The sequence below is a fragment of the Novosphingobium capsulatum NBRC 12533 genome, from assembly GCF_001598375.1.
GTDB lineage: Bacteria > Pseudomonadota > Alphaproteobacteria > Sphingomonadales > Sphingomonadaceae > Novosphingobium > Novosphingobium capsulatum.
Window position 1 is genome coordinate 1 of sequence record NZ_BCYV01000021.1, and the last position, 26,155, is coordinate 26,155.

The window sequence follows — 26,155 nt, forward strand, 5'->3', positions numbered from 1 at the left end:
AGTTCGATCAGCGTATAGCCGCGATCGCCGAGCACGGTCCGGGTCCAGTCCTTGGCGATGACGACACCCTCCGTGTCCAAGGAGATTGCAGCGTCAGCCCGATCGAACAGCGCGATGCAAAGCTCATCGCTGTCGAACCGCGATCGGTACTGGATACCATCGAGGCTGGTGGTGCTGTAGATTTCCGCTGAGATCCGCTGGGGCACCGCATACGCGCCAGGATTGTCTACCGGATCGAAGTCGGCCGAGACTCCGGCGGTGGTCGTTCTGAACCAGCCGAGACCCGGTCCGTGGACCTTCGCCAGCCGGATCGGTCGCGTTGCGGAGAATCTTGCAGCGCGTCTCCTGGCGACCTGATCCCAAAGGACATCCCGGTCCGTCGGCCTCCTCAGCAAGGTCTCGGCAAAGGGGCCGACGAGCGTCTTGCCCAAATACAGCACACCGAATTTGCCGTCCGGATCGTCCCAACGCCAGGTCGCGTCCTTGCGGCCATACCATTTGGCCGCGACCGTCGCGGCGTGCACGCGATGAAGCACTCGCCCCGTCGCGATCGTCGCCACGGGTATCCCGCCTTTCGCTCCCATATTGCGTCAATCTTCGAGCGTACGGGCGAAACGCACTAGGCGCTCAACTTCCGCATCGCTGCCCTTCAGCAACGCGATCGGGCTCACTCCATCAAGACCTTCATCGCCGCTGACGAGGAACTGCAGGACGGCCCAGCCCGTCGTTTCCGGCGCGGCGCTAAGGACCTTCGCAACGCCGGGAAGAATTGCATTCCCATCAAACTGAAAGACCGGGAAGAGCTTCGTCCCGTTGTCTTCGACCATCAGCAGTCGGCGATCCTTGACCGCCTTGTAGACGGCCTGGATCGTCTTGTGCCCAAGCAACGTGCGAACCTTCTCCGCGGTCAGAGCTCCGCCTGCAGCATCGATCAGCCGCCGTTTGAAGGCGATGGCGTTCGTAATTCTTTCCGCGGCTTCCGGATTATCCGTTTCGACCGCCGGGATGCCAAGCGCGAGATGGAAGACAAGGCTCGGCACGTCGACGCTGCTTATCGCCGCCGCCTTTGCCGCCGCCGGCATCATCTTGATGATGCGGTCGGTGCTCGCCACAATCCGGTCGTGGAGGACGCGATCCGCATCAACGAAACCGATATTTGCTGGGCGAACCATTCGATCATTCCTGTTGAGTCAGTTTCATATACTCCGAAACCAACACGATTTCAACTCGTGGATGAATTCGAATCTCTCAGCCCGGACCCACGAAGCAATCGGGCGCTCTCCTGCGATGCGCATTACCGCGTGCTATTTCTCGAAAGCTGCTTCCAGCGCGATGAGACCCGCTGCGTGCCGTTCCGGCTGTGCCTTTCGAAATTTGCGGATGTTTACCAACTTGAATTGAGGAGCGGGCAGCTCGCGAAGCGCTGGCAATGGGAAGGCGTCCCACTCCGGGTCTCCGGCCTCAAAACTCTCTAAGAACCTCCGATCATCAGCGCCGAGGGACCTATGGATCGCCGCCACGAGGCGACCGAACGTATGAACATGATCCTCATAGGTGAACGGCTCGAAGGGCATGCCTTCGAATTGGGCCTTGAACGTTCCGCTCTGGTCCTTTCGGCTCGGGCTGATCAGTTCAGCGATCGGGCGCCCGTGGCTTACAAGCGCCGCGACGAAACCGTGACGAACCTCATCGACGACGCCCTCTACGTCCAGCAGACGCTTCACGTCGAACAGATCGCGCGGATGTTGCCGGTCCAGCGCGGCACAAATCTTGCCGCCAAAGAGCTCGCCGTGCGAGAGACAGCGCGCTTCGACGAAAGCCTCAAATCTCTCCTGCACACGGTCGGAGCAGGGAAGATCGCGGAGAGGAAGGAGATGGCCGCGCAGGGTGGGATTCACCTCGACCTTGATCTGGGTCTTGCCGCGCTGACAGTTGAGCTTGACCTCCATACCTTCCTGGCCCTGGCGTGTCTGGGTCACGCGGGTTGGCGGGAGGCGGCGTTCGATTTCTACCTTGATCCGGGCAAGCGCCTCGCCGATCGCCTGCAGAGAGGCCGCCCGGTCTTGGAGGGGAAGGTAGGTTAGATCGATATCGACCGAGAGCCGCGGGAGATCCCACTCGAACAGGTTGATCGCCGTGCCGCCTTTCAATGCGAAGGCCGGCTCCGCCATGACCAAAGGCAGGACGTCCAACAGCAGGCGAACCTGGTCACGATATTGGTCAGTTGCCACTCGACACAAGCTCCCTGGGGAGGAGCAGTCTGTATTTCGGGACGTACCGCCCCATTTTCGCAAGGCTGCGATCGCCGGAGCCCAGATCTATCTGCTCCACCTTCACGTGCCGCATGACCGGGAGGTCCGCCCGTTCCGCAAGGTAGAGGAACAGCCGCCGGACCTTCACCGATGTGCAGGCCTCGAGCAGGGACTGCATGAGCTTGGGGCGAAGCGACGTCATGCCCTCCACGATCTGGCAGGCCTCGACGAGATCGAATTCCTTTGGCGCGAGATGCAGCAGCTCCAGTATCGCCCGCTCGGGCGTAGCGGCTGTCAATGGATAGCCTTCCGGGGTTCGGTGCTCGGTGAGCCCGATATCGTTCGGCAGGAGCTTGGTTTGCATATGACGGACCTCCCCCCCCCAATGTTTCTGAAACCATGCCGGCAGAACCACGTGCAGCGGCGAGAAGAGGTAGGCCCTGCTCTCTCCGAAGCGCACATAGTGGCTATTTCCCGTCATCTCGATCGCCGTGAGCGCGCCCACGTGGACCGGCAGCTTCAGCTGGGACTGAACGCTGTAAAGCGCTCCCTGCCAGGTCACTGTTTCCATCGGGCGCTTGAATGCGCCACGACCCAACGAGACGAGCCACTGCGAGGATCTATAGTTCTGCAGGTCCTGTGCTGTCAGACCGAGCGCCTTGAGATGCGGGCTGGTCGCCACCGTGTGTGGCTCCCACGCATCGAGCAACGACCTCAATTTATCAGTTCGACCTACCTTCATGGCATATCTATCGCATAAATTCCAAGGTCGATCAATGCCTCGGAATTTTCCATGCTAATATGCCAACGGTATAGCTATCGCCTATAATTCAATGTTAAAGGCGGACCCGACATATTCCTGCGGCATAGCCCGGCGCATCCCGTCTTGCGAGAACGATGAACGGGGCCGAACCCCGTAAGATACATACTTTGGTTCATGCTCTATGCTGCTGACCGAATGGACTTCAGAAACTCGACCTCCTCGGGATGCCGATGGAGAAGCTCGATCAGGCCCACAGCCGCATCGCTCGGCGACATGGCCCCGCTTTCATATTTCTGGAAGGCCCGGCGACCACCGCCGATCAGATATCCGGCTTCTTCCTGTGTCAGCTTCAAGCGCTTGCGGACTTCGCGGACATGAGCCGCATAGGCCTTCTTCAGCTCCCGAAACACGCGATCGGATTCGGCGAGATCGGCCCCGGAATGAATCGCGTCGCCGTCATCGTCGGGATACCAACCGGGTACCTCGACGGTGCGCGTCATCGAGCCGAACTTCACAGTCTGCGGACGCACGCTGCGTCGCAGGAGCGTGCCGGTCTCGGGATGGATGCGCGTCTCAGTCATTGCCGACCTCTTTGAACGATGTGAGCGCGACGTCGACCAACGTTTCGCCTGCGAATTTTAGATACAGCCACCGCTGGTCCCACGGCATGTTGTAGGTGTCGTGCCATACCTTCGAGTTGGGCGGATTGTGCGCTGTCTCCGACTTAATGAAGTCGCCGGCTTCAAGTGCTTGCACCACCTCAACGATGTCTCCCAGCGAATAGCCCAAAGCGCGGGCGCCCTGGACGGCGGTGCGCGTGATCTCCAAGGTCCCAACCTGCGCGAACTTCGCCTGGACCGCAGCCAGATTATGATGCGGCTTCCGCTTGATCGCCATCCCGATATACACCTTGAAGGTTAATTCATCAAGACTGGTCCAGTTCGCGAAATCGCTCCTCTAGCGTGGGCATTTCGCGCGCTAACGCAGCTGAGCCGTATAACGTAAGCAGTTGCGAACAAACCTCGAACGCACTATGGTGGAGGCGCGGAGAAAGCCGATGCGTTTCGCCAAATTCGACCTCAACACCTACAATCTGACTAAGGACCTTCCTGGCGGTCCGACACTTGCTGTCGTCGAGGAAGAAATCCCGGAAATCGAGATGATCACCGACCAGGAGGGCAATCCGACGCGTGGCGGAATGATCGGCTATGCCTTGGCCTATGCTCTGATGGTCAGCTTTGTCGGAGCTATTTTCTACCTGATCTGACCTATTCGCGAAGCTTGGGGTCTTGGAAGAAGCCGCGATCATGATCGCGGTTCACTTCCTGCTCCAGATCGACGGCACCCAGCACGCGCTGCCCTCGCATCGTCTGAGCCGCTGCTCGATCGTTATTCAACTCGCCCTTGCCGGCCTCGATGATTGCGGCGGCGGCCACATCGCCAGCACCGGCAGGGCCGCTGGCCAATCGCCCGGGTCCGTGTGGACGGTAAGATGTCTTGACGTCTGCTGCGCTCGAGACGCTCGGCCGGCTCACGTCAACGAGGTCCGGGTCGTGCAGGCGGCCCGCAATCTCGGCTCGAATGCCATCCTGTTTGTCGTGCATCCAGCGCGTGATCATTTCCTGGCGCACGAGACGCTGCTGGTCGGTCAGATCGGTTGCCCAAAGCTCAGGCGCTTCAAGACCCGGGTTCTCGACCTGCTGGTGCCGATACCATTGCGCAAGATCCTGGCTCAGATTTTCGCTGAGCTGCATGCCATGCGTTTCCGCATAGCTTGCATCGCGCGAGAGCTGTTGGGAAAGCTCCTCGAGCCGGCGGGCCGTTTCCGAATAGGACTTCGCTCGCGCGAGTGAATCCTCCGTGCTCGACGACGCGGACGATGTCGCAGAAGCCCGGCTGAAGCTGCCGCTGCGTGAGTAAGTCCCATCGGACATCGTCGCGCCGCTGCCGCTGGCATGTTCGTCCCGCACCCCACTCGACGATGTGTTGGCGCTGTCACTGCCACGAGTCTCGTCCGTCCCATAACGCAAGCCGTCGAGTTGGCTGCCTGTTTTGGAAACGCTTCCTCCGATGGAGGGTAGTCGACCTAGCACTCCTCCGCGATCACCAGCCCCACGTCCCGCTTGCCGACCACCCGTTCCAGCCGAAATAGTCCCCGATATCTGGTCGTTGGTCTGTGCTTGGCGGTCATGCCCTTGTGTAATGCGCTGGCCCTGAGAGATCGTATCGCGTTCCTCCAGGCCCTGTGAACTGCTTGCGGTCCGCCTGTCGAACGCCTCCACAGAACTATTCGCCTGACGCCCGCTGCTCGACTCCCAGCCCGACGAGCGTTCGGTGGAGGTACCGAAGGCACTGCGGTTCGCGTGGGTCGCCGTCAGGATGTCGGCTGCGGCATTCTCATAGGCCTGCGCCTGGCGGTGCGCCTCGTTCGCCATCTCGCGCCATTCTGCCACCGAACCCGTGCTCATCGTGGGTGTAAAGCCCAATCGCGAAATCGCGCCGCTCGTATCGAACACCTCCTGGCCGTTGCCGAAACCCGACACGACCGCGCCGTTGTCCTGTCGCCACCCGACGCTGGTGGCACCGCCCATGAAGCTCGGCGCCGTCGACCACTGGTCGCTTTGGCGCATATTCGATGTCGCGTTCGCCCAGCTCACATTGCCGTAGGAGTAGTTGCCAGTGGTCTGCTCGAGGGCTGCGGCTTCGGCCGCATTCTGCGCCGGCGCGAGCATCGAGGTCGCCTGGCCGGCGATCGACATCGCACCGCGCGCGAGGCCCGCGGCGAGGAACGGGATGCTCATCAGCATGAAGCCGGCAATCGTCGCCGTCTCCCCATTCACCGCGCCAATTCCGGCGTAGGTGCCGAGCGTCACCCCGCCGGCGGCGACACCAGCGGAGGCTGCCTCGGCCCGCGTCATGCAGATCATATGGAGGATGACGTAAAGCGGCCCCCAGGCAGCCAGGTAGAAGAACCCCATCGCATAGCCCTTGAGCGACGCCAGCCCCGTTTGTGGCATCAGAAAAAGCGGGAAGATCACCGGGAACATCGCAAAAAATACGACGGTCAGCACGATGTTGAGGATCGGCACCCACGCCATCGCCTGCTGCGCGATCGAATTGTAGGTATTGCGGGCTTGGATGTCGGCACGGGTCTGTGCGAAGGTATCGATCGTCGCCGCGCCCGTTCCTCCCGCCATGCTATTTCGCGCCTGCATGAACGCATTGATCGCCGTGTTCTGCCGCATGGAATCGCTATAACTGCTGCCCGAGCCGGTGAACGCGGCGTTCGCGATCGGGAGATCATGTTTGAGCTTGTCGGCAGCCAGCGAGTTGCTCAGCTTCGGATAGAGTTCTTTCCCCCAGATCGGAGTGTTCGCCTCGATCATCGGTGCCCACTGTGCATCGAGCATCCCATAGGCCTGCCGGCACGTGACGATCGCGCTGGTGACGGTCCCGTCCCCCTGACGCTCCAGCCATTGCTGCGAGCGCGCCTCCGATCCGGGCCCGATGTCGGCCCATAGGTCTTTCGATTGCGCGAGGAGCGTCAGCGACTTTTGGTAGAGCATCACATCGCCGAAAACACACTTCTTGAAGTGCTCCTCAAGGTTCGTTGAAAACTCGGCATCGCGAATGATGAAATTGCGGGTCGCGTCGAAAAGCCGCGCTCCGTAGACCATGCCGTTCGTCGAGTAGTTGAGCTCGCTTGGCATTACGAAGACAGTCTCTGCCGTACGCGTCAGCCAGTCTCCGATCTGCGTCGTGAAGCTCGCCAGGACACCGAGCCCCAACGGGACGTTGGCGACTGTAGCCGGCGCGAGCGATGGATTGATCCGATCGGTGACCTTCACATCGATCGTAGGCACCATGAGGCAGAGGTAGATGGCCGTTGATTGGAGAAACCAGTTCATCCACACGCGAAAGTTCATGGTGAAGGCGACCACGAGCAGCGAGTAGATGAGGCCCATCACCATCACGACCCGCAGAAGTGATCGGTACCCGCCGCCGCCCGACCAAGCGGCGACCGCGTTGAAAGTGTTGACGAGATACTCCCCGCCCCCGACCGTGAAGACTTCGAGCATCGTCCCGGCTCCCCCGCCCTACATCAGGCCCTGTGCGTTCAGGCCACGTGAGAAGTTCAGCGCGGATGACATGCCCGGCGTCATCGAGTTTTGAAGTGTGGACTCGAGCATGATGCTGCGGTCGATGATCTGCATCGTCACCTGCAGCTTGTTAGAGAGCTTTACATCGCGCTGCGCAAATTTCTGCCGTGTGGCCGCGATCTGCTGCTTCCACTGAGTCGCGGTCGCCTGGTCGAATGTCTGATAATGCGTCTGCGCCTGCTCGACCCGATCGAGCATATTGTCGAGCATCGCCGCCAGCAGGTCGACCGCAACGATTTCGGACAGGGTCTCGATCTCGCCATCGGTGAGGGCGTAATGCGCATAAGCCTGAACGGAGAGAATCTTGTAGAGCGGAACCGTGGCGAGGTTCAGGAGCTGCTTCTCCGACGCATCGAGGGCGGTGTCCGTGCGAATCTTGCTGCTCATCGAGCGGATCATTCCCGCGATCCGCGGCCGCAACGCCGACGATGCCGGCACCGTCAGGGTCTGCTCACCGACATCGTAGCACTCGGTGTCGTTGCACTTGAGCATCTTCACGGCCGGCGCATCGGCTGTGCCGTCAAGCAAGGCTGTTACCACCGCCTCCTCCGCCGGTCCGAACATGACGACTTTCCCGCCCACGCTCGGATCGGTCGACGGCGTCGTCACGACGGTCCCGACCAGCGTCATGATATATTCGGAGAACGATTGGTCGAATGCTCCGAATTTGGCCGACTTCTTCAGGGCTTCCCAGGTGTAATTGTGCGGCTCCCCGACGAGCTGGTCCTTCATATTGGCGTCGGTATTGCCCGCGATCGTGCTGTCGCGCCGGTTCCCGTTGTTGCAACCTTGCCGGGACGCAGCCCAGTCCGAAAACACACCTTGGCTGTTGCCGACGGCCTCGCAAATCGTGGAGCGTGTGGTCTCCATCTGTGGCCAGATCCCGCCTACGAGCGCCTGCGCGGTCTCGCAACTCGAGATATTCATCTGGTTGAGAAGCTGTGCCTTCTGGCTGAACTCGTCCATCACCTTGCCGATCTCCGGCGAAACGGAATCGATCGCGAGCTTGAACGCGAAACCCAGAGCGTTATTCGCGGTCGCCTTCAGCATGGCCACGATCTCCGAGGCATTGATGAAGGAGAAGCTGCCAGCGAAAAGGTCGATGCCGCCGCATCCCGCTCGCGCGCTCGGGAGCTGAAGGTTGAAAGGCGAAACGCTCTTCTGTGGAAAGCGCGTCCAGACATTGCCCAGCGAGTAATAGCCGGCCGACTGGCCTTGGAACGCCGTCGGCCCGGTGACATTCGCGGCGCCGCCAGCGTCGTTGAAAAAGCCGTTCATCTGCGAGGCGACATCGGCGCGCGCGACGCCGACCAATGCGAAATGCGAAGCGGCGACCAGCGCGAGACCGGTGCCCAGCCTACGGCGCAGCGCGCCCTTTTGCCCGCGCGCCATCAGTAATCGCTCCCCACCTTGGTGTTGGTCAGCATGAAGATGCGATCCATGATCTCATCAGCGCTCAGCACGCCGTAACCGACCGGGATCGTCCGCTTGGTCTGGGTGTCGAAGAGGACCAGCGCTGGCGTCTCGTTGCCTGGAATCCCCATCCGTGCGCGCTGGCCGGAATCGACGACGTAGTTCGGGAACTCGCGGTTCGGCCCGCCATCCATCGAGACGGCCATCACCGTCATGCGGTGGCTGTCGGTGACCGATCGCAGGATCGGCGCGAAAACCTCGCAGGCACCGCAGCTCTGAGCGTAGAAATAGAAGAGACCGTAGCGCTGGCCGAGGTTCGTGAGGACCGCATCCCGGTCCGCCTGGCGGTTGTCCAGCCAGAGCCGTTTGCCCACTGTCGAGACGGGCCGCTGCAGCGTGTAGTCGAGGTCCGGGTTCTGCCAGAGCGCGCGCTGCCAGGTGTCGGAGAAGGTCGACGCGCGATCGAGCTGCTCGCGTTGGAAGCGCACATAGTTGATCACGTTGGTTTCGGTCGGATCCAGGATCGCTTTCGCCTTCAGCTCATCCAGTTGCTTGGCGATGGCCGCGATGCGATCGACCGCGCTCTCCTCCCGGACCTGCGCCGTAGACCCGGTCTCCTCCGCTGGCTTGGGCTTCGCGCAATAGAACCATTGGCCGAGCCGCCGTTCGCGACAATAGAAGTCGTCGGAGCGATCCTGTTCAATTGCATCGCCCTGTGGCGGCGGTGTTTCCTGCGCGAGGACCTGCGGCCCCCAGCTCGCGGCTGACAGCGCGGCGGTCAGGATGAACGTCTTACCGAAGATCGACATGGCTCGCTTTCCTTTCGTCATCGCTGGAGCTGGCGCGGAGGGATGTGAGGAGGAGCTGGTCTGCAGGCCGATCCCACCCCGAGACGTGGACGCAGCAGTCCGCCACCGTCGTGCGGTGCTGGCCAGCGCACGGTGTCGGCGCCGGCGTGGGAGGCGTGCTGCTGGAGGGCTGTAGGACGAACGCTGACACGATGACCGGCAGCTCGAGAAGCGACAGTGTCATGAACTTTCTCCCTGATGTTGAGCCGCACGGCGGCCTCTGTCAGCGCGGGCTTCATCGGGCCCACGTCATTTGCCGTGGAGATCGTAGTAGGACTGAATTTTTGCTTGGATGTCCGACATTGTCTGCACCTCGTCGGGCAGCTTCGCGGCATCCATGAAGTCCGAATAGACGTCCGTGAAATCCATCACCGACAGATCGAGCCGGGCGAATTCGTCGACCGTGAATCCCTGGCACTGTTCCTTTTTCGCGCTACCCCAAGGCTTGCCGAGCTGGGGGCGGCCCTGCTCCTGCAGGATGCGCGAGAGCTTGCTTTCGAAACAGCAATAGGCAGTGCGCTTGGTCGAGCAGATGCCGAGAAAACTCGATGAGCAGTACGTACCGAGATTGTGGCAAAGCCCCATCCGATCCTTGATGTCGAGTTTCATCTCGTCCTGACTGCACGCGAACAGGACGAGAAATGGGGTGGCGAACGCGGCGATCGCCGCCGGCCCGCCAGCCAGCGCCGCGGCGCCTGCCGCCACGGGGACGGCACCCGACACTTTGCCGGCGCAGCAATTGATCAGGCCGAAAACCGGCTTGTGGCAGGTTTCGCGAGTACCCGTGAACACGCGGAAGTTATTCTCGTCGAATTCCTTGCCCGCTTGATCAAGCGCATGCAGGCCGACAAGCGCATCGCGAAATTCGGTGGAGGCTTCGCGAACGATCGGCTCGCAGTCGCCATTGACGCAGTAGACGTCGTCTCCGCAGATATATTGCTTGTCGGTCGGCACTTTGCTTGCCGGTGTCGGGCAGCGATAGACCTTCTCCGTGACCTTGCACGGCCCGTCCTGGGGATCGTCCAGACAATCGTCCCGGACATAGGTGCAGGCCGAGTTCGCCTCCAAATCGCCGCAGTCGTTTCCTGCCGTCATGACTTTGCACGAGAAATCCCGCTTCCATGCCCAACAAGGCTGCGTCACAGGCACACCCTCGATGATCCGGGTCTCCAACCCTTCCGTGCACACCTCGCCAGCCGGATCGGCGGAGCACATGGTGTCGCCTGCAAGCCCTGTGCAGCCGTCAACGCGCTTGACGGTGACCTTCGCCTCGGTCGTCTTGGCATGCCATCCTTGGCCGGTGATCGGGCTCGGAAGCAGCGATAGATCTGTCAGGTTCTCCGAGCAGACATATTCGGTCGCATAATAATCGTCGCAGAACTTGTTGGTGGAAACGCCGTAGATGACATGGGCGGCGCACGCCTGCATCACTATGCCTGTGGGCTTGCAGGTGCCCGCGGCGAGATGCGGGGCCATTGCATCGTAGCGCGCAAACGGTGTGCCATAGGCACCATTCGGAACGACGAAGAACTTGTAAGCGTCGGTCGTGGTCGTCTCGGGAACCATGGTAATCGCACAGGATCGCGGCTGATCCTCGATCTTGGTGCCCTGGTTGCAGGTCGCCTCATAATATCCCGTGCCGCTCGTCGGCGGAGGCAAGGGAGTGCAGGCGCCCGAGCCGCTCGAGATCGCCACGTCGTCGAGATAAGTCGTCGGGTCATTCTCGACGGTTGTCGCACGATTAGTGGTCGCCAGAATGTCTGCGTTACTGAAGGTCGGCCGGATATGATCGGCATCGGTCGAAAGGCGATAGCTTTCGTTTCCCGATTTCATGGCCTGAGCGTCGGAGACAAGCCGATCGGGATCGTCGAAATAGGTGCTCTGAGGCTGGTCCGTTCCCGAATAGCCCGGAACCGCTTTCGCCTGGGCATCGGTCGACGGTACGATCGAGGAATCGTTCCTCTTCTCCAGAGCCATCGCTTTGCCTTCTTCGCGAGCCTGTTCTACCGTCATGGTTTGCGCACTCACCGGCTCGGCGACCAGGAGCAGTACGCAAAGCGTGCTCACAAGGCGCCGCGCAATCACGGGTTGGTCCGCTTCATGTTCGACAGCGCCACCGCAGCCACTCGTGCGCCGGGGCCGTTGCCCTCGGCGAAGTTACTGAGGGCATATTCGACCGTCACATTGCCGATCATGCGATCATATGGCGGAACCTTCGTCGTGCAGGAAAAGCCCGCACAGAGATCGAAGTCCGAGGAAACGCTCACATAGGTTGGGACGGCCTGGACCTGGAAGGCGCGGAAGAGCCGCGGATCGATGCCAATGCTTGCGAACTGCCCTTTATTGACCACCCTGCTCAGTCGCGCCACGAACTCCTTGGCAGAATTGTTCGGGAAGCCGCGAAAGACGACCACGCCACCAGCAGCGGCAGTGTCGCGGATGAGTTGCTTCAAAGCTTCGTCTGGCATCGACAGGCTGGCGAACGCGATGAACTGCGGTGCCTCCCCACCATTGGTTTGCGTATTGCTGGCCGCCCCTTGCACGATTTCATCAAAATCGACCGGACCCGCTGGACCTTTCGGAAGACGTTGTGCGGCGACGCGGCGCATATTCTCGGTTCCCCCGTCGCGCGTCGTCGCGGCCTCTTCCCGGAACCGATCCCCTCGATCCTTTATCTGATCGACAAAGGCCTGCGCCTCGGCTGCGAGGTCAGCCGAGCGTTTCTTTACCGCTTGGACATCAACTCCATCGATGTTTTGGGCAAGCAGCGCTGACACTCCTGCCATTCCAAGAAGGGCCAAGATACCCAAGGGAAGAAGGCGCATCTTGGATCTCCTAAAACACACAGCAGTTGCGCTTGCGCCACACGAGGTAGCCCATGTCCTCGCCGCCGGCGGGATAGGCGCGGCCAGCGTCGGGCGGCATCGTGGATGCGCCGATCGCCGAGCAGGCGAAGCGGCCACTGACCGTGGGGATCGGGTTGACCATCTGGAAGCGATATTGTTGCTTCCGCATGATCGGCATGAGGTACTTTCCGCAGAGCCCCTTCGAACCCATCGTGCCCCAGGCCAGCGCTTCGCGGTGCATCTTGTAGGCAAACCGTGAAACCGCGAGCCGGGATGACTGCACATGCCCGATCGAGGATGGGATATTGCCATTCAGCGGGTACATCGATCCCTGGCAGCCTGCACACCAGAAGAGGGGGTCGAGAGGAAGGTTGACGGTGCCGGCGATGCAGTCGCCCGCACAGGCTGCTTGCGCGATCGGATTGGCGAAAACGATCGCCTCAGGGTTGATCAGCGCGGCAAGCGAGTCGTCCTGCCAGAGCGGATCGATTTCGGTGATGTATGCGATGTCGAACGAGGCTTGCTCGAAGCAGACGAAGTCGGTCAGGATCTCCATCCAGTAAAGCAGCGGATAGACGTACCAATGGACATGCCACTTGGCCGTGCTTTGGGATCGGCCGCCTACCATCGACGGACCCGCCAGATATCCCTGGCCGATGTCGAACCCGGGAGCGATTCGGATGCCTCCAAGGTTCGGAAAGCACCACGGCTTCATCGTAACATCTGCGAGCCGGGCGGGCTCCCAAAAGCCAACCGAAATGCCGATGCGTGGAAGCGGGTCAGCGCAGGCGCAAATCGGCGAGGCCGGATTGCCAGGATCTGGTCGACTGCTCGGCCAGATCTTCAGTGCGCCGACGGAAAGCGGGAAAAGGCATGACCAGCAGACATCCGTGATAGGGTTGACAAACTTGCCATTGCAGGTCGGCGCGGCCTCGGCTCGAGGCGCGAAAGCCCCGATGGCCAAAACGAGCGCAAGTGCGGTCACGATAGAGCGGAGCCAGCGCATCATTCCTTATTCCCCAAGGTGTCGAGGTAGGCGCTGTCCGCGCTATGCTTCCTGATGAAGTAGAACGCGGTCCAAAGGACGCAGACAGACAGGAGGATCGCCATCCCGCCTGATGCGCCGCGGCCGACCGCGCGGTGAATCGGGCCGAAAAATGCAGCACCGGCCGCGGTCGAGAAACAGAGGCTCTGCCAGACGAGGCGCATCCGTTTGAGCGTTGCGGTTTCGGGCGCGGCCATAGGTGTGCGCAGAAGGTCGAGCCATAAGGGCATCAGCCTGGCCTCCCTTTACGCAACACGTGCTCAGAAACGCGCATGACGCGGCTAGTCTGGTGAACGACGGCGGGTGTATGCTCGATCTTGAATCGCGCGCTGAGCTTGCCCTCCTGATCGAAGTAGAAGCGCCGTTTTCGGCTTGTCATCGCTGCAATCGGCGATCCGCTCACGAAAATGATCTTGGCGTTGAGGTCAGTGTACCGGGCCGTCGCCCAAGCAATCTGAGCGACGTCATCCCCGTCGATGAATACGAGGTCCTGTCGGATCGCAACGAAATCGAGTGGATTGATCCGGTGTCCGGCCGCCGCGATGAGGTTGCCCTTCTGGTCGCGAACATCATGTTCGACCTGGACGGTGGGATCGAAATCCCATTCCCGCGCCTCGCGCGCTGGTGTGATCCCGCCGACAGGCGTCGGCCGCCGCACCTTGGCTTCGGCACGCTTGACGAACATCTCGTTGGTTCGCGCGAGCTCGCCGCTCGCTTCCGCGCGCTTCAGCCTGGTCTCGATCGTCGCCAGCAGGTCCGGCTCGATCACAGGAAAGGCCTGACCGGTCTGGCCATAGTCACGCGCCTCGGTGCGGACCGGAATGCCGAAAGCGACCCCCGTGATAAGGATGGCGGCCGCCGCCACACCAGCAAGAATCTGCTTCATAGGATAGCCTTCCCAATGCCAATGATCTGGCGCGCGCAGACGAAGCCAATGTCGGCGTACCGGCTGTCGAAGCCATCGGGGTGGGGCGAGCCGACATAATAGCAACCCGCAGGGATAGCGCCGACGGCGCCTACCGTGAGCGGCTCGCCATCCCTGGTCTGCGGCTTCATGCGACCGACGGGTTTGCCGTTGATCGTCACGACCGAACCGTTGTGTGCGACGACGTCGCCCGGCATGCCATAGACGATTTTACCGAACATCTGCGGCTTGGCACCGAAATGCCGGCGCACGAGATTGGTGTGGGGCGGATCGAAGAAGACGAACTGTCCCCGCGCCGGGACCTGCTTGCGGTGGATGAGAAACGCCCAGTTCGGCAGCGAGTCCGTTACATTTACGAGAAGGACGTGGTCGTCGCGCCATCCGCTGATCGCACCAAACACGACGGTGCCGATTACAGCTGCCGCCAGCGCCCCCCATAAACGCTTCCGCGGCCGCCAGCGCAGGGGCTCGATTTCATTGGCCGCCGTTGCCATCGGGACCTCCGAAGGTCGAGACCGATGCGCCGGACACTTGCGCGGGAACCCGCTGCGACGGTGCATTGGGCGCCACCGGTGCCAGCGGCCCGATGTCCGCTACACCAGCCATGGGATCGACAGCGGCGCCCGGCGTCGCCAGTGGTGCTGCTCGCGATGCTGCCACTGCGGACTGCGCTGCTGCCAGCTCCTGCATCCGCTGCAACTCTTCGACCGAAAGGCGTTTGGGCTCGGGCACTCCGGCAGCGAAGACGGCCTTCTTCAGGCTATCGGTGATATCCGGCACGTTCTTGGTGAGCACCGCTTCACCAACAAGGACAATCTGACCGCTTTGGCTACGACGCTGCAGCTCGGTGTCGAGCGATGACATGAACGCCTGCATCTCGGCCCGCACGCGATCGGGCGGCGAACCCGAGTAGCGCTGGGCTTCGACATAGTCGCCCACCAGCGACGAAAGTCGCGCTGAGACGATATGGTCCTGTTTCGACTGGGTTAGTGCGCGGGTCACCCACATCCCCCAGACGATGGTCGCAACCAGCACCAGCCCGAGAAAGATCTGGCCGCGAGTGAACCCGCCGAACCCGATCTTGCGCTTCGCTTCACGAACGTCAGGCGCAGAGGGTGGAACGGGAAAGTCGAGTTGAGGTTGTTCAGCCATGACGCGAGGCTCCCTCTTCATCGCGCGGAGGCAGGATGCGATCGGCGCGAAAGGCGATGACGGCGGTGGACAGGATCATGTGCGCAATCGCGAACATGTTAAGGAAAGCGCCGGTCCGAGCCGGATCGGCGGCGACGTAGCGCGTCGTGAAATTGTTCAGCTGGTGGACGAAGCCATCGAACGAGAAGCCGCCGATCGCGAGGAAGAAGAGGCAGAACAGCCCCCAGGTGATCAGCAACGTGGAAGCCAGGAACCCGAGACCATGCAGCAGGAAATAGAGCGTGCTCTGCCATTCGCGCCGGGTGAAGCCAACGATCCGTCGATGTGTTCCGCTGTCCGGGCGTGCTGCCATCGTCGCTACTCCGCCGCGATGGCAGCCTCGTCCGCCGGGACGAGGCTGCTCACCCATTTTTCAGGATTGTCGGGGAAGGCGATCCGCTCGATCGCCTCATCGATGCTCAAACCTTCCGCGATGAGCGCGTCGATCGCGGCGAAGGTTTTGGGGCTCGAAGAGAAGAGGGTCGCCGAATAAGGATCCAGCACCAGACGGCCAACAGCCAAGGTATCAGGCCCTTTGATCATGATGTCGGAATATTCGAAGCCGTTACGCTTCAGTGAACGAAGCAGGGCGTCCGTATAATCGTCCATTTCGAAACGATCGTGCTTCTTGAAGTCCGCGATTGTCTCCGGTTTCTGCTGAAGGATCACGAACCAGTCGGAGTTTTCGAGCGCGGCTATCGAACCGGCCGATTTGTAGTAGTCGTTCAGCGACTGCGTCGCCGTGACGAGGGAGGCGCCATATTTCCGGCATGTGCGCGCATAGGTCTCGATGAAATCGGCCATCGCACCCCCACGGAGCATTTGCCACGCTTCATCGAGAAGCAGCGCCTTTGGAATCGAGCGATCGAGCTTGCGCATCATCTGCTGCGACATGAACATGATCGCCGTGAGGACAACGCTGCGCAGTTCCTCACGCGCGGACAGGTCGGATAATTCGAAGACGGTGAGCTGAGATTTAAGCTCGAACGAAACCTCTCCCTGGAAAAAGCGGCCATAAGTTCCGCCGGATGAGAAGGGTCGCATCGCGATCGCGAGATTGACCGCGAGCCCGTTCCCTGTCGCCTCGAGCGCCTCGATTACCAGATCGATCGAGCCACGGCTTCCGTGCGCTTCCCAGACCTGATTCACCGCTCCGTCGATCAGGCCACGTTCCGTATCGTCGAGTAGATTTATATGCCGCGACATCTGGTTGATGATCGCTTTCAGCATCGCCATGCAGTCGAGAAGATAATCCTCGTCTTCGACAGCCTGCGTTTCGTCGATCATTGAAAACGGATTCAGGCAGAAGCCCGAGCTCATGGTGAACTCGACAAAAGCGCCGCCTTGCAACTTCGCCGAATGCTCGAACGACCGTCCGTCGTCGATCACTACCACGCGCGCCCCGGCGCCGCACAATGAGCCGCAAAGCTCCTGCAACGCCACCGACTTGCCGGATCCCGACTTGCCGAACACCGCGACGTTGTGGTTGCCCGCGCTGTTTTCGAATGGGCTCCAGAAGAAGGGCTGGCCGCGGCGGCCGATGAGTAGCAAATGCGGTATGGTTCCGCCGAGATACTCGCCCTGCAGCGGCGCAAGATTGGCGGCCGTCGTCGTGAGCAGGGTGCGCATCCGCTTCATGCGTTCAAGATCTTTCGACAGACCATTCGCCATCGTCATCGGCATCGCGCAAAGCAGACCCATGACTTGGAGATATCGATCATCGAGCAGGTCCCAGCCTGCGGCTCGGTAGATCGATTTCAGGACGCGCTCGTTGCTGTCGCCCTGCCCTTTGGGCGAGAATGACGTGGCGCTGAAGAATACGCGCACGAGCTTGCGGCCTTGTCGAATTTCCTCGTTGACGTAGCGCCATTCCTGCGACTGTTCGCGGAGTTGAGGCAGAAATCGCGACGACTTGGAATCGGCCAGGCTGGTGGTGCGCATGAACTTGTAGCTGGCCTTGTTGGTTGAGGCCTGCTGGTCGGGAAACTCGATGCAAAGATTGGTCGCGACCGGACAGGGCATGCGCAGCTTGTCGGTGAACATGTCGCCGATCAGCCGCGTCACATCCCACGGCGCCCAACGGCTCGGGAGATTGCGCACCGAGAAGGAGCGCACGTCGAACACGTCCGGATAAATCTCACCGATCTCCGGCGCGCCCTTCAACGTCTTGCCCGTCGGCCGAAAGCGCTCGGTCCGCAGCAGCATCCGGTCCGGCTCGATATGCAGTTCGATGTCTCGGCGGATTGCCTGATCGGCGATGGGATCGAGGGGGTTGTAGCTGACGGCGTCCTCGCCGGCCGCTGTCGTTGGAGAAGTAATGTCGTCGATCCACCCGATAAGGGCTACGGGATCCATCCTGCGCGCCGCGACGTTCACCGACTGGAGCGCGGAAATCAGCCCGTCCATCAGCGAGACGATCTGTTCGACCGTTATGGAGGATGATTCCGGGGTTGAATAGGAGATCGCGACGCGGTGATTGCGCAGGCAGAAGGGTGCATCGGCCGAGAGCGATTCCCAGACGCCATCCGTGAGAAAATCGACCCGATGCTTTGCCATCCGTTCATAGACGCCGCGCGCCGAGTAGCGCGGGACATACCACTTGGACAGGCGCTCTCCTATGCGCGGCGACATCCATTGATGGATTTGAAGACATCCAGGCGCCGGGACGCCTTCGGACATAAATTGCGACAGGATCTCGCCGGTGCGCTCGTCGGCTCCCACGAGTGGCGCGGCTTCGATGACGAAACCCCGTGACGCGCTGTTATAGAAGATTCCCGTCTTGGGATCATAGCTGCGATAAGGCAGCCAGTGCGCCAGCATCGGGATTGAGAGGTCCGGACGCTGCACGTCGGGCCGCTTGGTGTCTCCGAAGATGCCCGACAACAGCTCATCCAGAAAGCCGCGTGCCATTTCATTTATCCTCCGGCACCACGGCAGGGAAACCCGCCGCGCCGATTGTCGGCTGCGCCTTGACGTTCGTTGCAGGAACGCCGCCGGTTTGACCGGCAGCTCGCGCGTCGCTCTCCGCTTGGGCAGCCCGTTCGTGGAATGCCGGAGAGGCCTTGATCCGGGACAGCGCTTCAGCGCCGACCGTCGTCTTCGGAGCGGATACAGGTACGGCGGCGGCGTCGGATACAGGCGGCGTCGACGAACCGTCGACTTTCAGCTTAGAGGCTGGGATCGCTTGCGCCGCTCCATCGACACTTCGGGTCTCCGCTTGCCGCTTGCCGATCTCCCTTGGGATGGGCGTTGGTGTGCGGCCCGCCTTGGGGGCTAGGCGGGCCGCAACGTCGTTCTGGATCGCTTTGACCGGGTCGATGCGCCGAGCGCGCGCCGCGGCGACGACCGCAGGATCGGGAAGATTGGGATCCATGCCCCCGGCCTCGATCGTCGCGAGGTCTGCGCGATCTACGGCATCGGCGAGCGATTCCGGTTGCGGGCCAGCCGCGATGGCGTTGCGATCCGGGATCGATGTCGCGTCGGCCAGCACCTGCTGCTGCCACTCTCCGCTCTGGACCACCGCATGGATCGCGCTCGCCTCATGGAGCCGACCACGCTCATCGATATAGGGTTGGAAAATGATGCGCAGCACGCGCTCTTGCGTGCGGCGAGCATCGAGTGGCGAGACCGGAATTACGTGACTGGACGACGCTGTGCGGGACGGCTTTGACGAGAGGCGGCGGGGCGGCCCGCTCGCTGGCGAGGGGTCGCCAACTGCACCCTGCTCCGCGATCATGGCCAGCGCCCGGTCGTCGATCGAAGCTGACGGTGCGCAGATACCGTCCGGCGCGGCGCACGAGAAGCTCCCCTTCACATTGCTGCCGAAGGTCGCACATCCTCCTAGAAGGCTGAGCGCCGCTAGTGCTGTCGAGCCGCGAAGCAACGGTGCCCGATCGAGCCGCACCGCCTTCACGACTGGCCTCCCCGCAGCCAGGCTTCGAGGAATTCCTTTGGCCGATACCCCTCAAGCACGGCACCATCGCCTCGAACGATGATCGGCGTCGCGTTGAGTCCATGCTCGCGTGCGAACCGTTCATTGGCGTCGAGTCCCTTGGTGTCACACGCCGTCGGCCCCTTGAACGGCTCACCGGCATAGGCGGCGTGCAGCGCCTGCTCCTGATTCTTCGAGCAATAGACACGATCCGCGATATCCCGGCTGCCAAGAACGGAGATCGGCCGCTCGACGACCTTCACATCCATGCCGCGCAACACGTTCGTCAGCGCCCTGCAATAGCCGCAGCGAAAATCGGTGAAGATCGTGACGCTTTGCTTCGCGGTGCGATTGCCCCAGACGATCGCGCCATCAGACGGAAGACCCGACAGGTTCAGAACAACCGGCCGCACCGGCGCGGTCACTTTCCCTGGTTTACCGACAGGCGTCGTCGCCCCGTCGGCTTCTCCCCCTTCGGCGGCCACGGCGTTCGCCTTGGCGGCCCCTCCCACAAGCATATCCGGGTTGATTTCCAGCAGCCGGGCCGCTGTCAGGTCCTGGCGCGTCTCCATATCGTAGACATGGCCGATGATCAGATATCGCGCACCATGATTGACGTAGAAGAGATTTGCGCCGGCCGTTACCTCGCACAGGCCGTCGATCTTCTCGCAGTCAACCTTCGTAAGCGGGGTCTTGGGAAGCCTCGTTTTGAGGAGAAGGCTGACCTTGGCTTCGTCCTTGCCGGCCACGTCAGCTGCAAGGGCAATTCCGGCGATGCAGAGTGCGCCTATCGCCGCCACGACTGGGGCTGGACGCGCGAGCGCGCGGAGCTTTCGCAAACGATCAGTTGCGGACATAGACACCCTCCAAGAAGACAATTTCCACGTCGATGCCGGTCGGCATCTCGATGACGGGTTGATATTGCTCAGCGCGCTCGATCAGATATTTCGAGACGTCCTTGCCGGACTCAGCGGCGCCGCCGCCGAGCGCGCGCAAACCCACGCTGCCGAAGTTCGGCGTGCGATTGAGGCCCCCTTCTCCGTCGGTGCTGATACTTGCGAGCGGCTGATTGAAGGCAGTGTTGAGCGCATTGCCGCCGCCACTGACCAGACCGGCCAGGAAGGCTTGCATCGCCAGTGATCCTTCGCGGCTCACTACCCGGCCGCGCACGCCGGTCTTGCCTCCGAACGCGATGAAGCCTTTCACCTCCGAGACCGCGTAGCGCCCACCAGGCTGGGGGCAGGTCATTTTTTGCAGCTTGACGTAGACCTTCTCGCTCGAAAGTTCGCCGCGCGCGGCGCCGTTGACGAGACAGCCTTCGATCTTCGTCGTGAGGAGCCGACCGTTCTGATAGACTGAGCGCGCCGGGCCAGTGACGCGCAGCACCACCGGCAGCGGATCGGTCTGGCTGTTCACCCCCGCGCTTGCATCGACCCCAACGATCACCTTGGCGCTCGCGAAGCTGTTCGGCGGCAAATAGTTGATGCTGTCGCTGAACGTCGTCGTTCCCTTTGCCACACGGGTCGCATTGCCTGTGTCGGCCGTCTGGAAGCTCACCAACTTTACCTCCGCGCTGGCCGCCATCGGCATCGCGCGACCGGCACCAGGGGCGCCTGGGCTATCCGGACGTTGATAGGCCTGCGTTCCGCCTGGTCCGTACATCGCGCTGGGCCCGGGCGCGGGAGGCGGCGCAGTGCGAGCGGCGGCAACTTCCCGACGCAGCGCTTCATTCTCTTGCTGGTAGGCAGAAAGAACGCGGGAGCCATCCGCGCGCATAGCTTGGTTTTCGCCCTTCAACAGCTCGATCTGCTGCGAGAGCTGATCCATACGCTGCTGCTGGCCGTTGACTGATTTCAGCTGGTTCTCGACCGATTGCATCTGGTTCTCAGAGAGCGCCATCCACTCCTGCTGGTTGAGGTTCTTGTTGACCATGTCCTTGGTTGACACCTGGACCTTGGCCGTCTCGTCGCTGTCGGCGCTGTTCGATTTGTCGTCGTCCCCGAAGATCCAGAAGGATGATGCAACGAGCCCGACCCCGGCTACGCCGGCGAGAAGCATCCGCTGTTTCTTCCGCACGCTTTCGTTCGCAGAGAGATCGGCCGCGATCGGCGAAACCCCCTCCGGATTCTCATCACCACCATCGAGGGGCTCGCGCTTGCGCTTGAGGAAATCGGTCCAGGCCATGTCACTGCCTCCCGGTTTGTGAGACGAGATAGGCCGTCGTGACCTTCCCAGGATCGAGCTTCGGCTCGGCGATCGAGACGGCGAGCGCACTGGTCGGCGCGACCGTCGCCTCGCTCAACGTGATGGGTTCAGGGCCGCGGTTCTCGATGCGCAGCACCCGCCCGGTCAGAGCCGACCCCCGATATTCAGCGATCATTTGGACCTTGAGGTTGCCAACGTAGACCGGCCGCAGCGTGCGCTGGCGCATTTGGTAGCCGTCGGCGACACTGTTCGAATACATGGCCTGGACGAGCTCGACGGCGGCCTCCTGCGGGTTGGCGGCGACCGCCACCTCTGGCGTGCCATTCTCGTCGGACTTCGCTTTGGCGATCGCGGGGTTCGAGATGAACAGCTGCACCGCCTGATCGCCAGCTATCCGGCAGACGATCTTGTAGACATAGCCGCGCTTGCTCGTGGCGAAGAAGGAGAGCGCCGGACGGGTGAAGCCATCGGGCACAGACAGGTAGATATCTCCGCGCACGGGCTCGTTCACGACCGAGAAGTCGTCCTGCGGGTTGCCTGTCGAAATTTTCGAGACCGATGCGAATTCGTCTTCGACAAGGCTGATCCTGGTGAGATCCTTCGCCGAGGCGGCACAGTCCACCTGGCTGCCATCCGCCGCCATGACGGTCTGATCCGCCCATGCCGGCGAGGCGAGCAGGACGAAGCTCAACGCCACCAGCCCGGCGCCCAAGCAACGGCTCAACACGCAGTAGACACGGGAGAGGAAGACAACGCCGACTGCGGCGCTGCCGATCGCATAGACCGACATCACTGATCCTTTTCCTTGCCGGTCGTCACCATTCCGAAGCCGACAAGCTTCAGCGACAGGCCGGAGTATTGCCAATCGAAGCGGAAGGTTCGACGTTCGTTGGCGACGACCTTGTTGCCGACGATCGTGTGGAGATCGCCCGTAACGGTCGACCACAGGTTCTTCGGGTCGATTTCCATCTGCTGGATGGTGAAGAACTGCGCGATCGATGATCCGCGCTGTTCGTTCACGATCTTCATGAGGTCGGCGCGGATCTTCCCCTGCGCGCTAGGCGCGGTGATATCGAGGACCGATTTCATCCAGTATTCGAGATTCGCCGGGCTGCGGTCGAGCGTCAGCACGGCTGTGTCGCGCGTCACCAGTTCAAGATATTCTCGGCTCACGCCGGCGCTGTTCACGACCAGCGGGGATCCAAGAATTGGCTGAAGGACCACCTCACGGTCGCGAGTAGCTGTGATGAGCGCCAAGATCGCGCAAAGGGCACCCAGGATGCCGGCAATGACCACCAGCATATTGCGCTGTTTGAGGATTCGCTGGCTTTGGGCGTGGGTGTAGGAAATCTCCATCTCAACCCGCCATCAACCGGAGATAGGAGGGTGGCGTGGCCTTCATGCCGGTGAAGCCGGCCGGAAGATGCCAATAGGCCATGTGCAGCAGCCAGGAGGTCGCCCGCCCTGCCTTAGCCTTCTTCAGTCCCCACCAGCCAGCGCCCGCAAGCAACATGCCGATAAGGATATGCTGAGACAGGATACCCCAGACGAATGGAATCACCATCGCCAGGAACTCATCCAGCGTCCACAGCCCGATTAGCTCAGGATCATCCAGATGAGACGGAATGACGTACTTGTCCGCGGCCATAACACCACCCTCCCCCGCAGGCCGACCGAATCTGCTATTCCGGCCGCCCCTTGGACTGTTCAGATCGTTGCGGTGACGGTGGAAGTGACGATCGGAATGCCGGTCCCGGCGCCCACACCGACGCCGACCGGAATTGCGATCTGGCCCATCGAGAAGCGGCCCGATGCCAGCGCGACGATGCCGCCGGCGAGCGACAGGACGGTGATGATCTTGCCGCCCGACCCTTCGAGGAAGTCGGTGAACTTCGTCAGGGCGGTATCGAACGTGGTGTCGGCACCGGCGAAGGCCGGTCCGGCAAGAAGAAGCAGCGCGATCACCAGTGCGATGAGGGCGAGAACCGCCAGCTCCGCACGACCGCTGTACTTGAGGACAGTCTGCATGAGAGTTTCCCTTCAAACGGAACGCGACTGATCCGCGCCCAATCAAAAGGTGGTCAGGTCAAACGGCGGGCGGCAACGAACTTCCCCCCAACCATGTTCGACTCGCGAAAGAATCTTGAACGGTTCAAGGAGGCGCCCCGCCTTGCGGGGCGGCATGCCCCTGCCTGCGGGGCACAATGCCCCCGACGTCGGGGCAAGCCGCCCCCTTTTCCGGGGCAGGCCACTTCCCGAGTCGGCATATGCGCTGATAATTGCCGTCATCGATGGCTCAGGTTAGATTCGCTAACCGGAGTCGGTGAATTCCCGTCGGCCGGGCAGAATTCTTGTCGACGATATGAGCACTCAAGACATGCTGATGAAGGACAGCCTGGTGCAGGTTCGATGACGGGAGATCAGTGCACGCTCGCGCTCAACATTTCGGAGCACCTGTTCAATCTGACGACGGAGAGCCTGCGCCTCCGCTCGAACGAGACCCGATGCTACCAGACCCTTGAGAGCCTGTTGGCGGCGCGTGTCCACTTACCTTGTGCGCTGGAGTCCCACGATCCGAGGACAATTCGCGATCATCTGTCGGCAATACCCACTACCGGTGATATCCGCATCGATCTCACAATCACGAAGTCGAGCGCAGACAGCCTCGATGCAGCAAAACGTCTTATTTCGGAGGGCTTAGGCTCTGAGATCAGCTTGGGCGACACCCTCTCGATCATGCTGTTTCTTTACATTGTCGATCAGAAGGCGGCGAAAATACTTCAGAGAATTGGGCTGGATAGTTCCGCTTGCGTCTCCTCCTCACAGCCCGCCGGCGACGACGATCCGCCAGATAACGTGGTCCCATTCAGATAATTAACGGCCACGCTGATCGTAACCGCACATCCATGCCGAGGGTTGATTAGTAGCTGCCCCTGTGTTTCGTTTCATACCGAACGTGCAACAGGAGACGGTAATTTGTCATCCTTTGCCCATATCGAGGCCTCGGACGAAGGCTGTTGTTCAGCCGGCGCCGATCAGCGGGACTTCATCCCGCTGATCCTTGAAGCGATGTCGGAGCATGGCATCGGACAGCGTAAGCTGGCGCTCAAGACAGGTATCAGCAAGACCCGCTTAGGACTGTTGCTTCATCATGATCCCGCCAAACGGGCAGCCATGTATCTATTTGAATTCCAGCAGATCCTCGACGCGCTGGACATCAATATCATCCAAGCCATCATCGCCGTAGAGACCTATCGCAATCCAAAGCTCTTCCTTGACGAGCGTTTCCAGACATCAATCGCGATGCTCGCGGAACTCTTCGAGGGTCTGCCGTCGATGCTGGTGGCTGCGCTCGACGAGATAGAGGGCATGGACGGGACCGAAGTGCGCAAGGAATGGGCTGGCCCGCTGCGGCAGGCCGTTGTGGAGAAACTGGTCAAAGAGGTGGGTGCCGTCATGGCGAGACGCGCTCATCTTGCCCACATATCAACGCTGAGCCTTCTGCTCTGGATGTCGGCAATGGCGACGGACTTGTTTGAGCCGCTGCTCCCTAATATGACGTGACCGTCGCCGCTCGGGCTATCGTCGGCCTTTGCAAGACCGACAAAGCCCTCACGTCCTGGGACAAATTCGGTGGCGTGAATCCCAGCAAGCGGCGCCAGTTAAGCAGGACGTTTTCGACGTAGGCCTGTGTCTCGGCGATCCTGGGCAAGGCTCCGTTCCTGATCCGCCCCGGACCGGCGTTATAGGCCGCCAGCGCCAGATGCACCTGTCCGAACCTGTCGAGTTGCTGACGCAGATAGAGAGCGCCACCGCGGAGATTTTGCTCGACATCATAGCGATTCACGCCAAGCCCCGCCGCAGTGTCGGGCATGAGCTGTGTCAGCCCAAATGCCCTTTTTGGGGAAAAGACGCCCGCGTCGTACCGGCTTTCTCTGATGATCATCGCGTCGAACAGGCCGACCGGTATTCCATATTCACAGGCGATGCTGCTCATCATCCCATAGTAGCCGGACCGTCTCAGCTCGGTGCCTGCATCGAGAAACCCGGCAGGTTGATAGCCGTACGCGGGACAGCGAGCCGAAATGCGTCGGGGGGCGGTCGCAAATGCCGCCCCCCCGTTCATCCATTGTGGGATGGCAATCGGAGCCGCCGACAAGCCGGAATCGGTTGGGATCGTGGCGACGCCGACATGCGCGAATGGATCTAAATCCCTTGTCTCGGTTGCGACCGGCAAAGCGGATGCAGCAAAGCTGCTGGCCATTTCAAAGGCTACCCAGCGCCGGCTCAGATCATGCGTTTTAAACGCGGGAGGAAGCGGTGCCGAAGCCAGCGTCTGGACGAGCTCGCCGCCATTCGGATCTGTCCCGGTCGTCAGCGGGATCCCGCCTTGGCGCTTGGTAGGCGCCGCCGCCGTCGACATCACGATGACTTGGGCCGTTCTCGAGGATTTTTCGCTTGGACGCGCACCCGCTTCCGTCGCGCACGATCCGCTGATCAGGGCAGCGCTTATTAGCAGTATCGCTCTCATAACGACCTCCGATTGACCAATCACCGAAGTGGAGATCGAACCGTT

General features: G+C 61.4%; 29 protein-coding genes. 3 read left to right on the plus strand and 26 right to left on the minus strand.

The window, feature by feature from the left end; genetic code table 11:
• The 6 genes from SCA01S_RS17655 to SCA01S_RS17680 form a co-directional block, all read right to left on the minus strand.
• Positions 1–560: RES family NAD+ phosphorylase (locus tag SCA01S_RS17655; RefSeq protein ID WP_245652749.1), on the minus strand; the 560-nt coding region annotated here is incomplete at its 3' end.
• A 30-nt stretch (positions 561–590) separates the two neighbouring features.
• A complete protein-coding gene (locus tag SCA01S_RS17660; protein WP_062787906.1) occupies positions 591–1,172 on the minus strand; it encodes a hypothetical protein in 582 nt (193 codons plus the stop codon).
• A 132-nt stretch (positions 1,173–1,304) separates the two neighbouring features.
• Positions 1,305–2,231 carry a nucleotidyl transferase AbiEii/AbiGii toxin family protein gene (locus SCA01S_RS17665; RefSeq protein WP_062787908.1) on the minus strand — a complete coding sequence of 309 codons (927 nt, stop codon included), beginning with the start codon at positions 2,229–2,231 and terminating at the stop codon, positions 1,305–1,307.
• A complete protein-coding gene (locus SCA01S_RS17670) occupies positions 2,221–2,994 on the minus strand; it encodes a type IV toxin-antitoxin system AbiEi family antitoxin domain-containing protein (protein ID WP_062787909.1) in 774 nt (257 codons plus the stop codon). Before SCA01S_RS17670 ends, SCA01S_RS17665 begins: the two co-directional genes overlap by 11 nt.
• Positions 2,995–3,194: 200 nt before the next feature.
• Positions 3,195–3,596, minus strand: a complete 402-nt coding sequence (locus SCA01S_RS17675) for a type II TA system antitoxin MqsA family protein (RefSeq protein WP_062787910.1) — start codon at positions 3,594–3,596, stop codon at positions 3,195–3,197.
• Complete coding sequence (locus SCA01S_RS17680; protein ID WP_062787912.1) at positions 3,589–3,912, minus strand: type II toxin-antitoxin system MqsR family toxin; 324 nt, start codon at positions 3,910–3,912, stop codon at positions 3,589–3,591. Before SCA01S_RS17680 ends, SCA01S_RS17675 begins: the two co-directional genes overlap by 8 nt.
• A 160-nt stretch (positions 3,913–4,072) precedes the next feature.
• Here SCA01S_RS17680 and SCA01S_RS17685 point away from each other — a divergent pair, with 160 nt between their 5' ends.
• Positions 4,073–4,282 (plus strand): hypothetical protein, encoded by a 210-nt coding sequence (locus SCA01S_RS17685; RefSeq protein ID WP_062787913.1) that lies wholly within the window; start codon positions 4,073–4,075, stop codon positions 4,280–4,282.
• A 1-nt stretch (position 4,283) separates the two neighbouring features.
• Here SCA01S_RS17685 and SCA01S_RS17690 read toward each other — a convergent pair whose 3' ends face one another.
• The 19 genes from SCA01S_RS17690 to SCA01S_RS17780 all read right to left on the minus strand — a co-directional run bounded on the left by SCA01S_RS17690 (position 4,284) and on the right by SCA01S_RS17780 (position 23,607).
• Positions 4,284–7,094 (minus strand): conjugal transfer protein TraG N-terminal domain-containing protein, encoded by a 2,811-nt coding sequence (locus SCA01S_RS17690; protein WP_062787915.1) that lies wholly within the window; start codon positions 7,092–7,094, stop codon positions 4,284–4,286.
• An 18-nt stretch (positions 7,095–7,112) separates the two neighbouring features.
• Positions 7,113–8,513: a conjugal transfer protein TraH gene (locus SCA01S_RS17695; RefSeq protein ID WP_062787986.1), complete on the minus strand. Its 1,401-nt coding sequence runs from the start codon at positions 8,511–8,513 to the stop codon at positions 7,113–7,115.
• A gap of 53 nt (positions 8,514–8,566) precedes the next feature.
• Positions 8,567–9,397, minus strand: a complete 831-nt coding sequence (locus SCA01S_RS17700; protein ID WP_084391108.1) for a conjugal transfer protein TraF — start codon at positions 9,395–9,397, stop codon at positions 8,567–8,569.
• Positions 9,398–9,685: 288 nt separating this feature from the next.
• A complete protein-coding gene (locus SCA01S_RS17705) occupies positions 9,686–11,521 on the minus strand; it encodes a conjugal transfer protein TraN (protein ID WP_062787917.1) in 1,836 nt (611 codons plus the stop codon).
• The gene (trbC, locus tag SCA01S_RS17710; protein WP_062787918.1) at positions 11,518–12,261 is read right to left on the minus strand and encodes a type-F conjugative transfer system pilin assembly protein TrbC; all 744 of its coding nucleotides are present in this window, start codon (positions 12,259–12,261) and stop codon (positions 11,518–11,520) included. Before trbC ends, SCA01S_RS17705 begins: the two co-directional genes overlap by 4 nt.
• A 10-nt stretch (positions 12,262–12,271) precedes the next feature.
• Positions 12,272–13,291: a conjugal transfer pilus assembly protein TraU gene (traU, locus tag SCA01S_RS17715; protein ID WP_062787920.1), complete on the minus strand. Its 1,020-nt coding sequence runs from the start codon at positions 13,289–13,291 to the stop codon at positions 12,272–12,274.
• Positions 13,288–13,524 (minus strand): hypothetical protein, encoded by a 237-nt coding sequence (locus SCA01S_RS17720; protein ID WP_369405416.1) that lies wholly within the window; start codon positions 13,522–13,524, stop codon positions 13,288–13,290. The genes traU and SCA01S_RS17720 overlap by 4 nt, the downstream gene beginning before the upstream one ends.
• A 32-nt stretch (positions 13,525–13,556) precedes the next feature.
• Complete coding sequence (gene traW, locus SCA01S_RS17725; protein ID WP_062787924.1) at positions 13,557–14,213, minus strand: type-F conjugative transfer system protein TraW; 657 nt, start codon at positions 14,211–14,213, stop codon at positions 13,557–13,559.
• Positions 14,210–14,746, minus strand: a complete 537-nt coding sequence (locus SCA01S_RS17730; protein ID WP_062787926.1) for a S26 family signal peptidase — start codon at positions 14,744–14,746, stop codon at positions 14,210–14,212. The genes traW and SCA01S_RS17730 overlap by 4 nt, the downstream gene beginning before the upstream one ends.
• Complete coding sequence (locus SCA01S_RS17735) at positions 14,727–15,404, minus strand: type-F conjugative transfer system protein TrbI (protein ID WP_062787928.1); 678 nt, start codon at positions 15,402–15,404, stop codon at positions 14,727–14,729. Before SCA01S_RS17735 ends, SCA01S_RS17730 begins: the two co-directional genes overlap by 20 nt.
• The gene (locus tag SCA01S_RS17740) at positions 15,397–15,756 is read right to left on the minus strand and encodes a hypothetical protein (protein ID WP_062787930.1); all 360 of its coding nucleotides are present in this window, start codon (positions 15,754–15,756) and stop codon (positions 15,397–15,399) included. The genes SCA01S_RS17735 and SCA01S_RS17740 overlap by 8 nt, the downstream gene beginning before the upstream one ends.
• Before the next feature lie 5 nt (positions 15,757–15,761).
• Positions 15,762–18,353 carry a type IV secretion system protein TraC gene (gene traC / locus SCA01S_RS17745; RefSeq protein ID WP_062787932.1) on the minus strand — a complete coding sequence of 864 codons (2,592 nt, stop codon included), beginning with the start codon at positions 18,351–18,353 and terminating at the stop codon, positions 15,762–15,764.
• Between the two features lies 1 nt (position 18,354).
• Positions 18,355–19,356: a TraV family lipoprotein gene (locus tag SCA01S_RS17750; RefSeq protein WP_245652755.1), complete on the minus strand. Its 1,002-nt coding sequence runs from the start codon at positions 19,354–19,356 to the stop codon at positions 18,355–18,357.
• Positions 19,353–20,231 carry a DsbC family protein gene (locus tag SCA01S_RS17755; protein ID WP_062787935.1) on the minus strand — a complete coding sequence of 293 codons (879 nt, stop codon included), beginning with the start codon at positions 20,229–20,231 and terminating at the stop codon, positions 19,353–19,355. The genes SCA01S_RS17750 and SCA01S_RS17755 overlap by 4 nt, the downstream gene beginning before the upstream one ends.
• The gene (locus SCA01S_RS17760; protein ID WP_062787937.1) at positions 20,218–21,558 is read right to left on the minus strand and encodes a TrbI/VirB10 family protein; all 1,341 of its coding nucleotides are present in this window, start codon (positions 21,556–21,558) and stop codon (positions 20,218–20,220) included. Before SCA01S_RS17760 ends, SCA01S_RS17755 begins: the two co-directional genes overlap by 14 nt.
• Before the next feature lies 1 nt (position 21,559).
• Positions 21,560–22,369 (minus strand): type-F conjugative transfer system secretin TraK, encoded by an 810-nt coding sequence (locus SCA01S_RS17765; protein WP_062787939.1) that lies wholly within the window; start codon positions 22,367–22,369, stop codon positions 21,560–21,562.
• Positions 22,369–22,935 (minus strand): type IV conjugative transfer system protein TraE, encoded by a 567-nt coding sequence (locus SCA01S_RS17770; RefSeq protein WP_062787940.1) that lies wholly within the window; start codon positions 22,933–22,935, stop codon positions 22,369–22,371. The genes SCA01S_RS17765 and SCA01S_RS17770 overlap by 1 nt, the downstream gene beginning before the upstream one ends.
• Position 22,936: 1 nt before the next feature.
• On the minus strand, positions 22,937–23,227 hold the full coding sequence (gene traL, locus SCA01S_RS17775; protein WP_062787941.1) for a type IV conjugative transfer system protein TraL: 291 nt from the start codon (positions 23,225–23,227) through the stop codon (positions 22,937–22,939).
• Between the two features lie 59 nt (positions 23,228–23,286).
• Positions 23,287–23,607 (minus strand): TrbC/VirB2 family protein, encoded by a 321-nt coding sequence (locus tag SCA01S_RS17780; protein ID WP_062787943.1) that lies wholly within the window; start codon positions 23,605–23,607, stop codon positions 23,287–23,289.
• Between the two features lie 381 nt (positions 23,608–23,988).
• Between SCA01S_RS17780 and SCA01S_RS17785 the strand changes: the two genes are divergently transcribed.
• Positions 23,989–24,453 (plus strand): hypothetical protein, encoded by a 465-nt coding sequence (locus SCA01S_RS17785; RefSeq protein ID WP_174544808.1) that lies wholly within the window; start codon positions 23,989–23,991, stop codon positions 24,451–24,453.
• A gap of 102 nt (positions 24,454–24,555) precedes the next feature.
• Entirely contained in the window at positions 24,556–25,143 is a 588-nt protein-coding gene (locus SCA01S_RS17790) for an XRE family transcriptional regulator (protein ID WP_174544809.1), read from the plus strand.
• Here the strand turns inward: SCA01S_RS17790 and SCA01S_RS22960 are convergent.
• Complete coding sequence (locus SCA01S_RS22960) at positions 25,130–26,110, minus strand: lytic transglycosylase domain-containing protein (protein ID WP_062787944.1); 981 nt, start codon at positions 26,108–26,110, stop codon at positions 25,130–25,132. The genes SCA01S_RS17790 and SCA01S_RS22960 overlap by 14 nt on opposite strands.
• Positions 26,111–26,155: the final 45 nt, after the last annotated feature.

Coding starts and splice junctions, on each gene's coding strand:
- SCA01S_RS17660 (WP_062787906.1), bottom strand. CDS start 1,172: ATGGTTCGCCCAGCAAATATCGGTTTCGTTGATGCGGATCGCGTCCTC.
- SCA01S_RS17670 (WP_062787909.1), bottom strand. CDS start 2,994: ATGAAGGTAGGTCGAACTGATAAATTGAGGTCGTTGCTCGATGCGTGG.
- SCA01S_RS17675 (WP_062787910.1), bottom strand. CDS start 3,596: ATGACTGAGACGCGCATCCATCCCGAGACCGGCACGCTCCTGCGACGC.
- SCA01S_RS17680 (WP_062787912.1), bottom strand. CDS start 3,912: ATGGCGATCAAGCGGAAGCCGCATCATAATCTGGCTGCGGTCCAGGCG.
- SCA01S_RS17685 (WP_062787913.1), top strand. CDS start 4,073: ATGCGTTTCGCCAAATTCGACCTCAACACCTACAATCTGACTAAGGAC.
- SCA01S_RS17690 (WP_062787915.1), bottom strand. CDS start 7,094: ATGCTCGAAGTCTTCACGGTCGGGGGCGGGGAGTATCTCGTCAACACT.
- SCA01S_RS17700 (WP_084391108.1), bottom strand. CDS start 9,397: ATGTCGATCTTCGGTAAGACGTTCATCCTGACCGCCGCGCTGTCAGCC.
- trbC (WP_062787918.1), bottom strand. CDS start 12,261: ATGCGCCTTCTTCCCTTGGGTATCTTGGCCCTTCTTGGAATGGCAGGA.
- traU (WP_062787920.1), bottom strand. CDS start 13,291: ATGATGCGCTGGCTCCGCTCTATCGTGACCGCACTTGCGCTCGTTTTG.
- SCA01S_RS17720 (WP_369405416.1), bottom strand. CDS start 13,524: ATGGCCGCGCCCGAAACCGCAACGCTCAAACGGATGCGCCTCGTCTGG.
- traW (WP_062787924.1), bottom strand. CDS start 14,213: ATGAAGCAGATTCTTGCTGGTGTGGCGGCGGCCGCCATCCTTATCACG.
- SCA01S_RS17730 (WP_062787926.1), bottom strand. CDS start 14,746: ATGGCAACGGCGGCCAATGAAATCGAGCCCCTGCGCTGGCGGCCGCGG.
- SCA01S_RS17735 (WP_062787928.1), bottom strand. CDS start 15,404: ATGGCTGAACAACCTCAACTCGACTTTCCCGTTCCACCCTCTGCGCCT.
- SCA01S_RS17740 (WP_062787930.1), bottom strand. CDS start 15,756: ATGGCAGCACGCCCGGACAGCGGAACACATCGACGGATCGTTGGCTTC.
- traC (WP_062787932.1), bottom strand. CDS start 18,353: ATGGCACGCGGCTTTCTGGATGAGCTGTTGTCGGGCATCTTCGGAGAC.
- SCA01S_RS17755 (WP_062787935.1), bottom strand. CDS start 20,231: ATGTCCGCAACTGATCGTTTGCGAAAGCTCCGCGCGCTCGCGCGTCCA.
- SCA01S_RS17760 (WP_062787937.1), bottom strand. CDS start 21,558: ATGGCCTGGACCGATTTCCTCAAGCGCAAGCGCGAGCCCCTCGATGGT.
- SCA01S_RS17765 (WP_062787939.1), bottom strand. CDS start 22,369: ATGTCGGTCTATGCGATCGGCAGCGCCGCAGTCGGCGTTGTCTTCCTC.
- SCA01S_RS17770 (WP_062787940.1), bottom strand. CDS start 22,935: ATGGAGATTTCCTACACCCACGCCCAAAGCCAGCGAATCCTCAAACAG.
- traL (WP_062787941.1), bottom strand. CDS start 23,227: ATGGCCGCGGACAAGTACGTCATTCCGTCTCATCTGGATGATCCTGAG.
- SCA01S_RS17780 (WP_062787943.1), bottom strand. CDS start 23,607: ATGCAGACTGTCCTCAAGTACAGCGGTCGTGCGGAGCTGGCGGTTCTC.
- SCA01S_RS17785 (WP_174544808.1), top strand. CDS start 23,989: ATGACGGGAGATCAGTGCACGCTCGCGCTCAACATTTCGGAGCACCTG.
- SCA01S_RS22960 (WP_062787944.1), bottom strand. CDS start 26,110: ATGAGAGCGATACTGCTAATAAGCGCTGCCCTGATCAGCGGATCGTGC.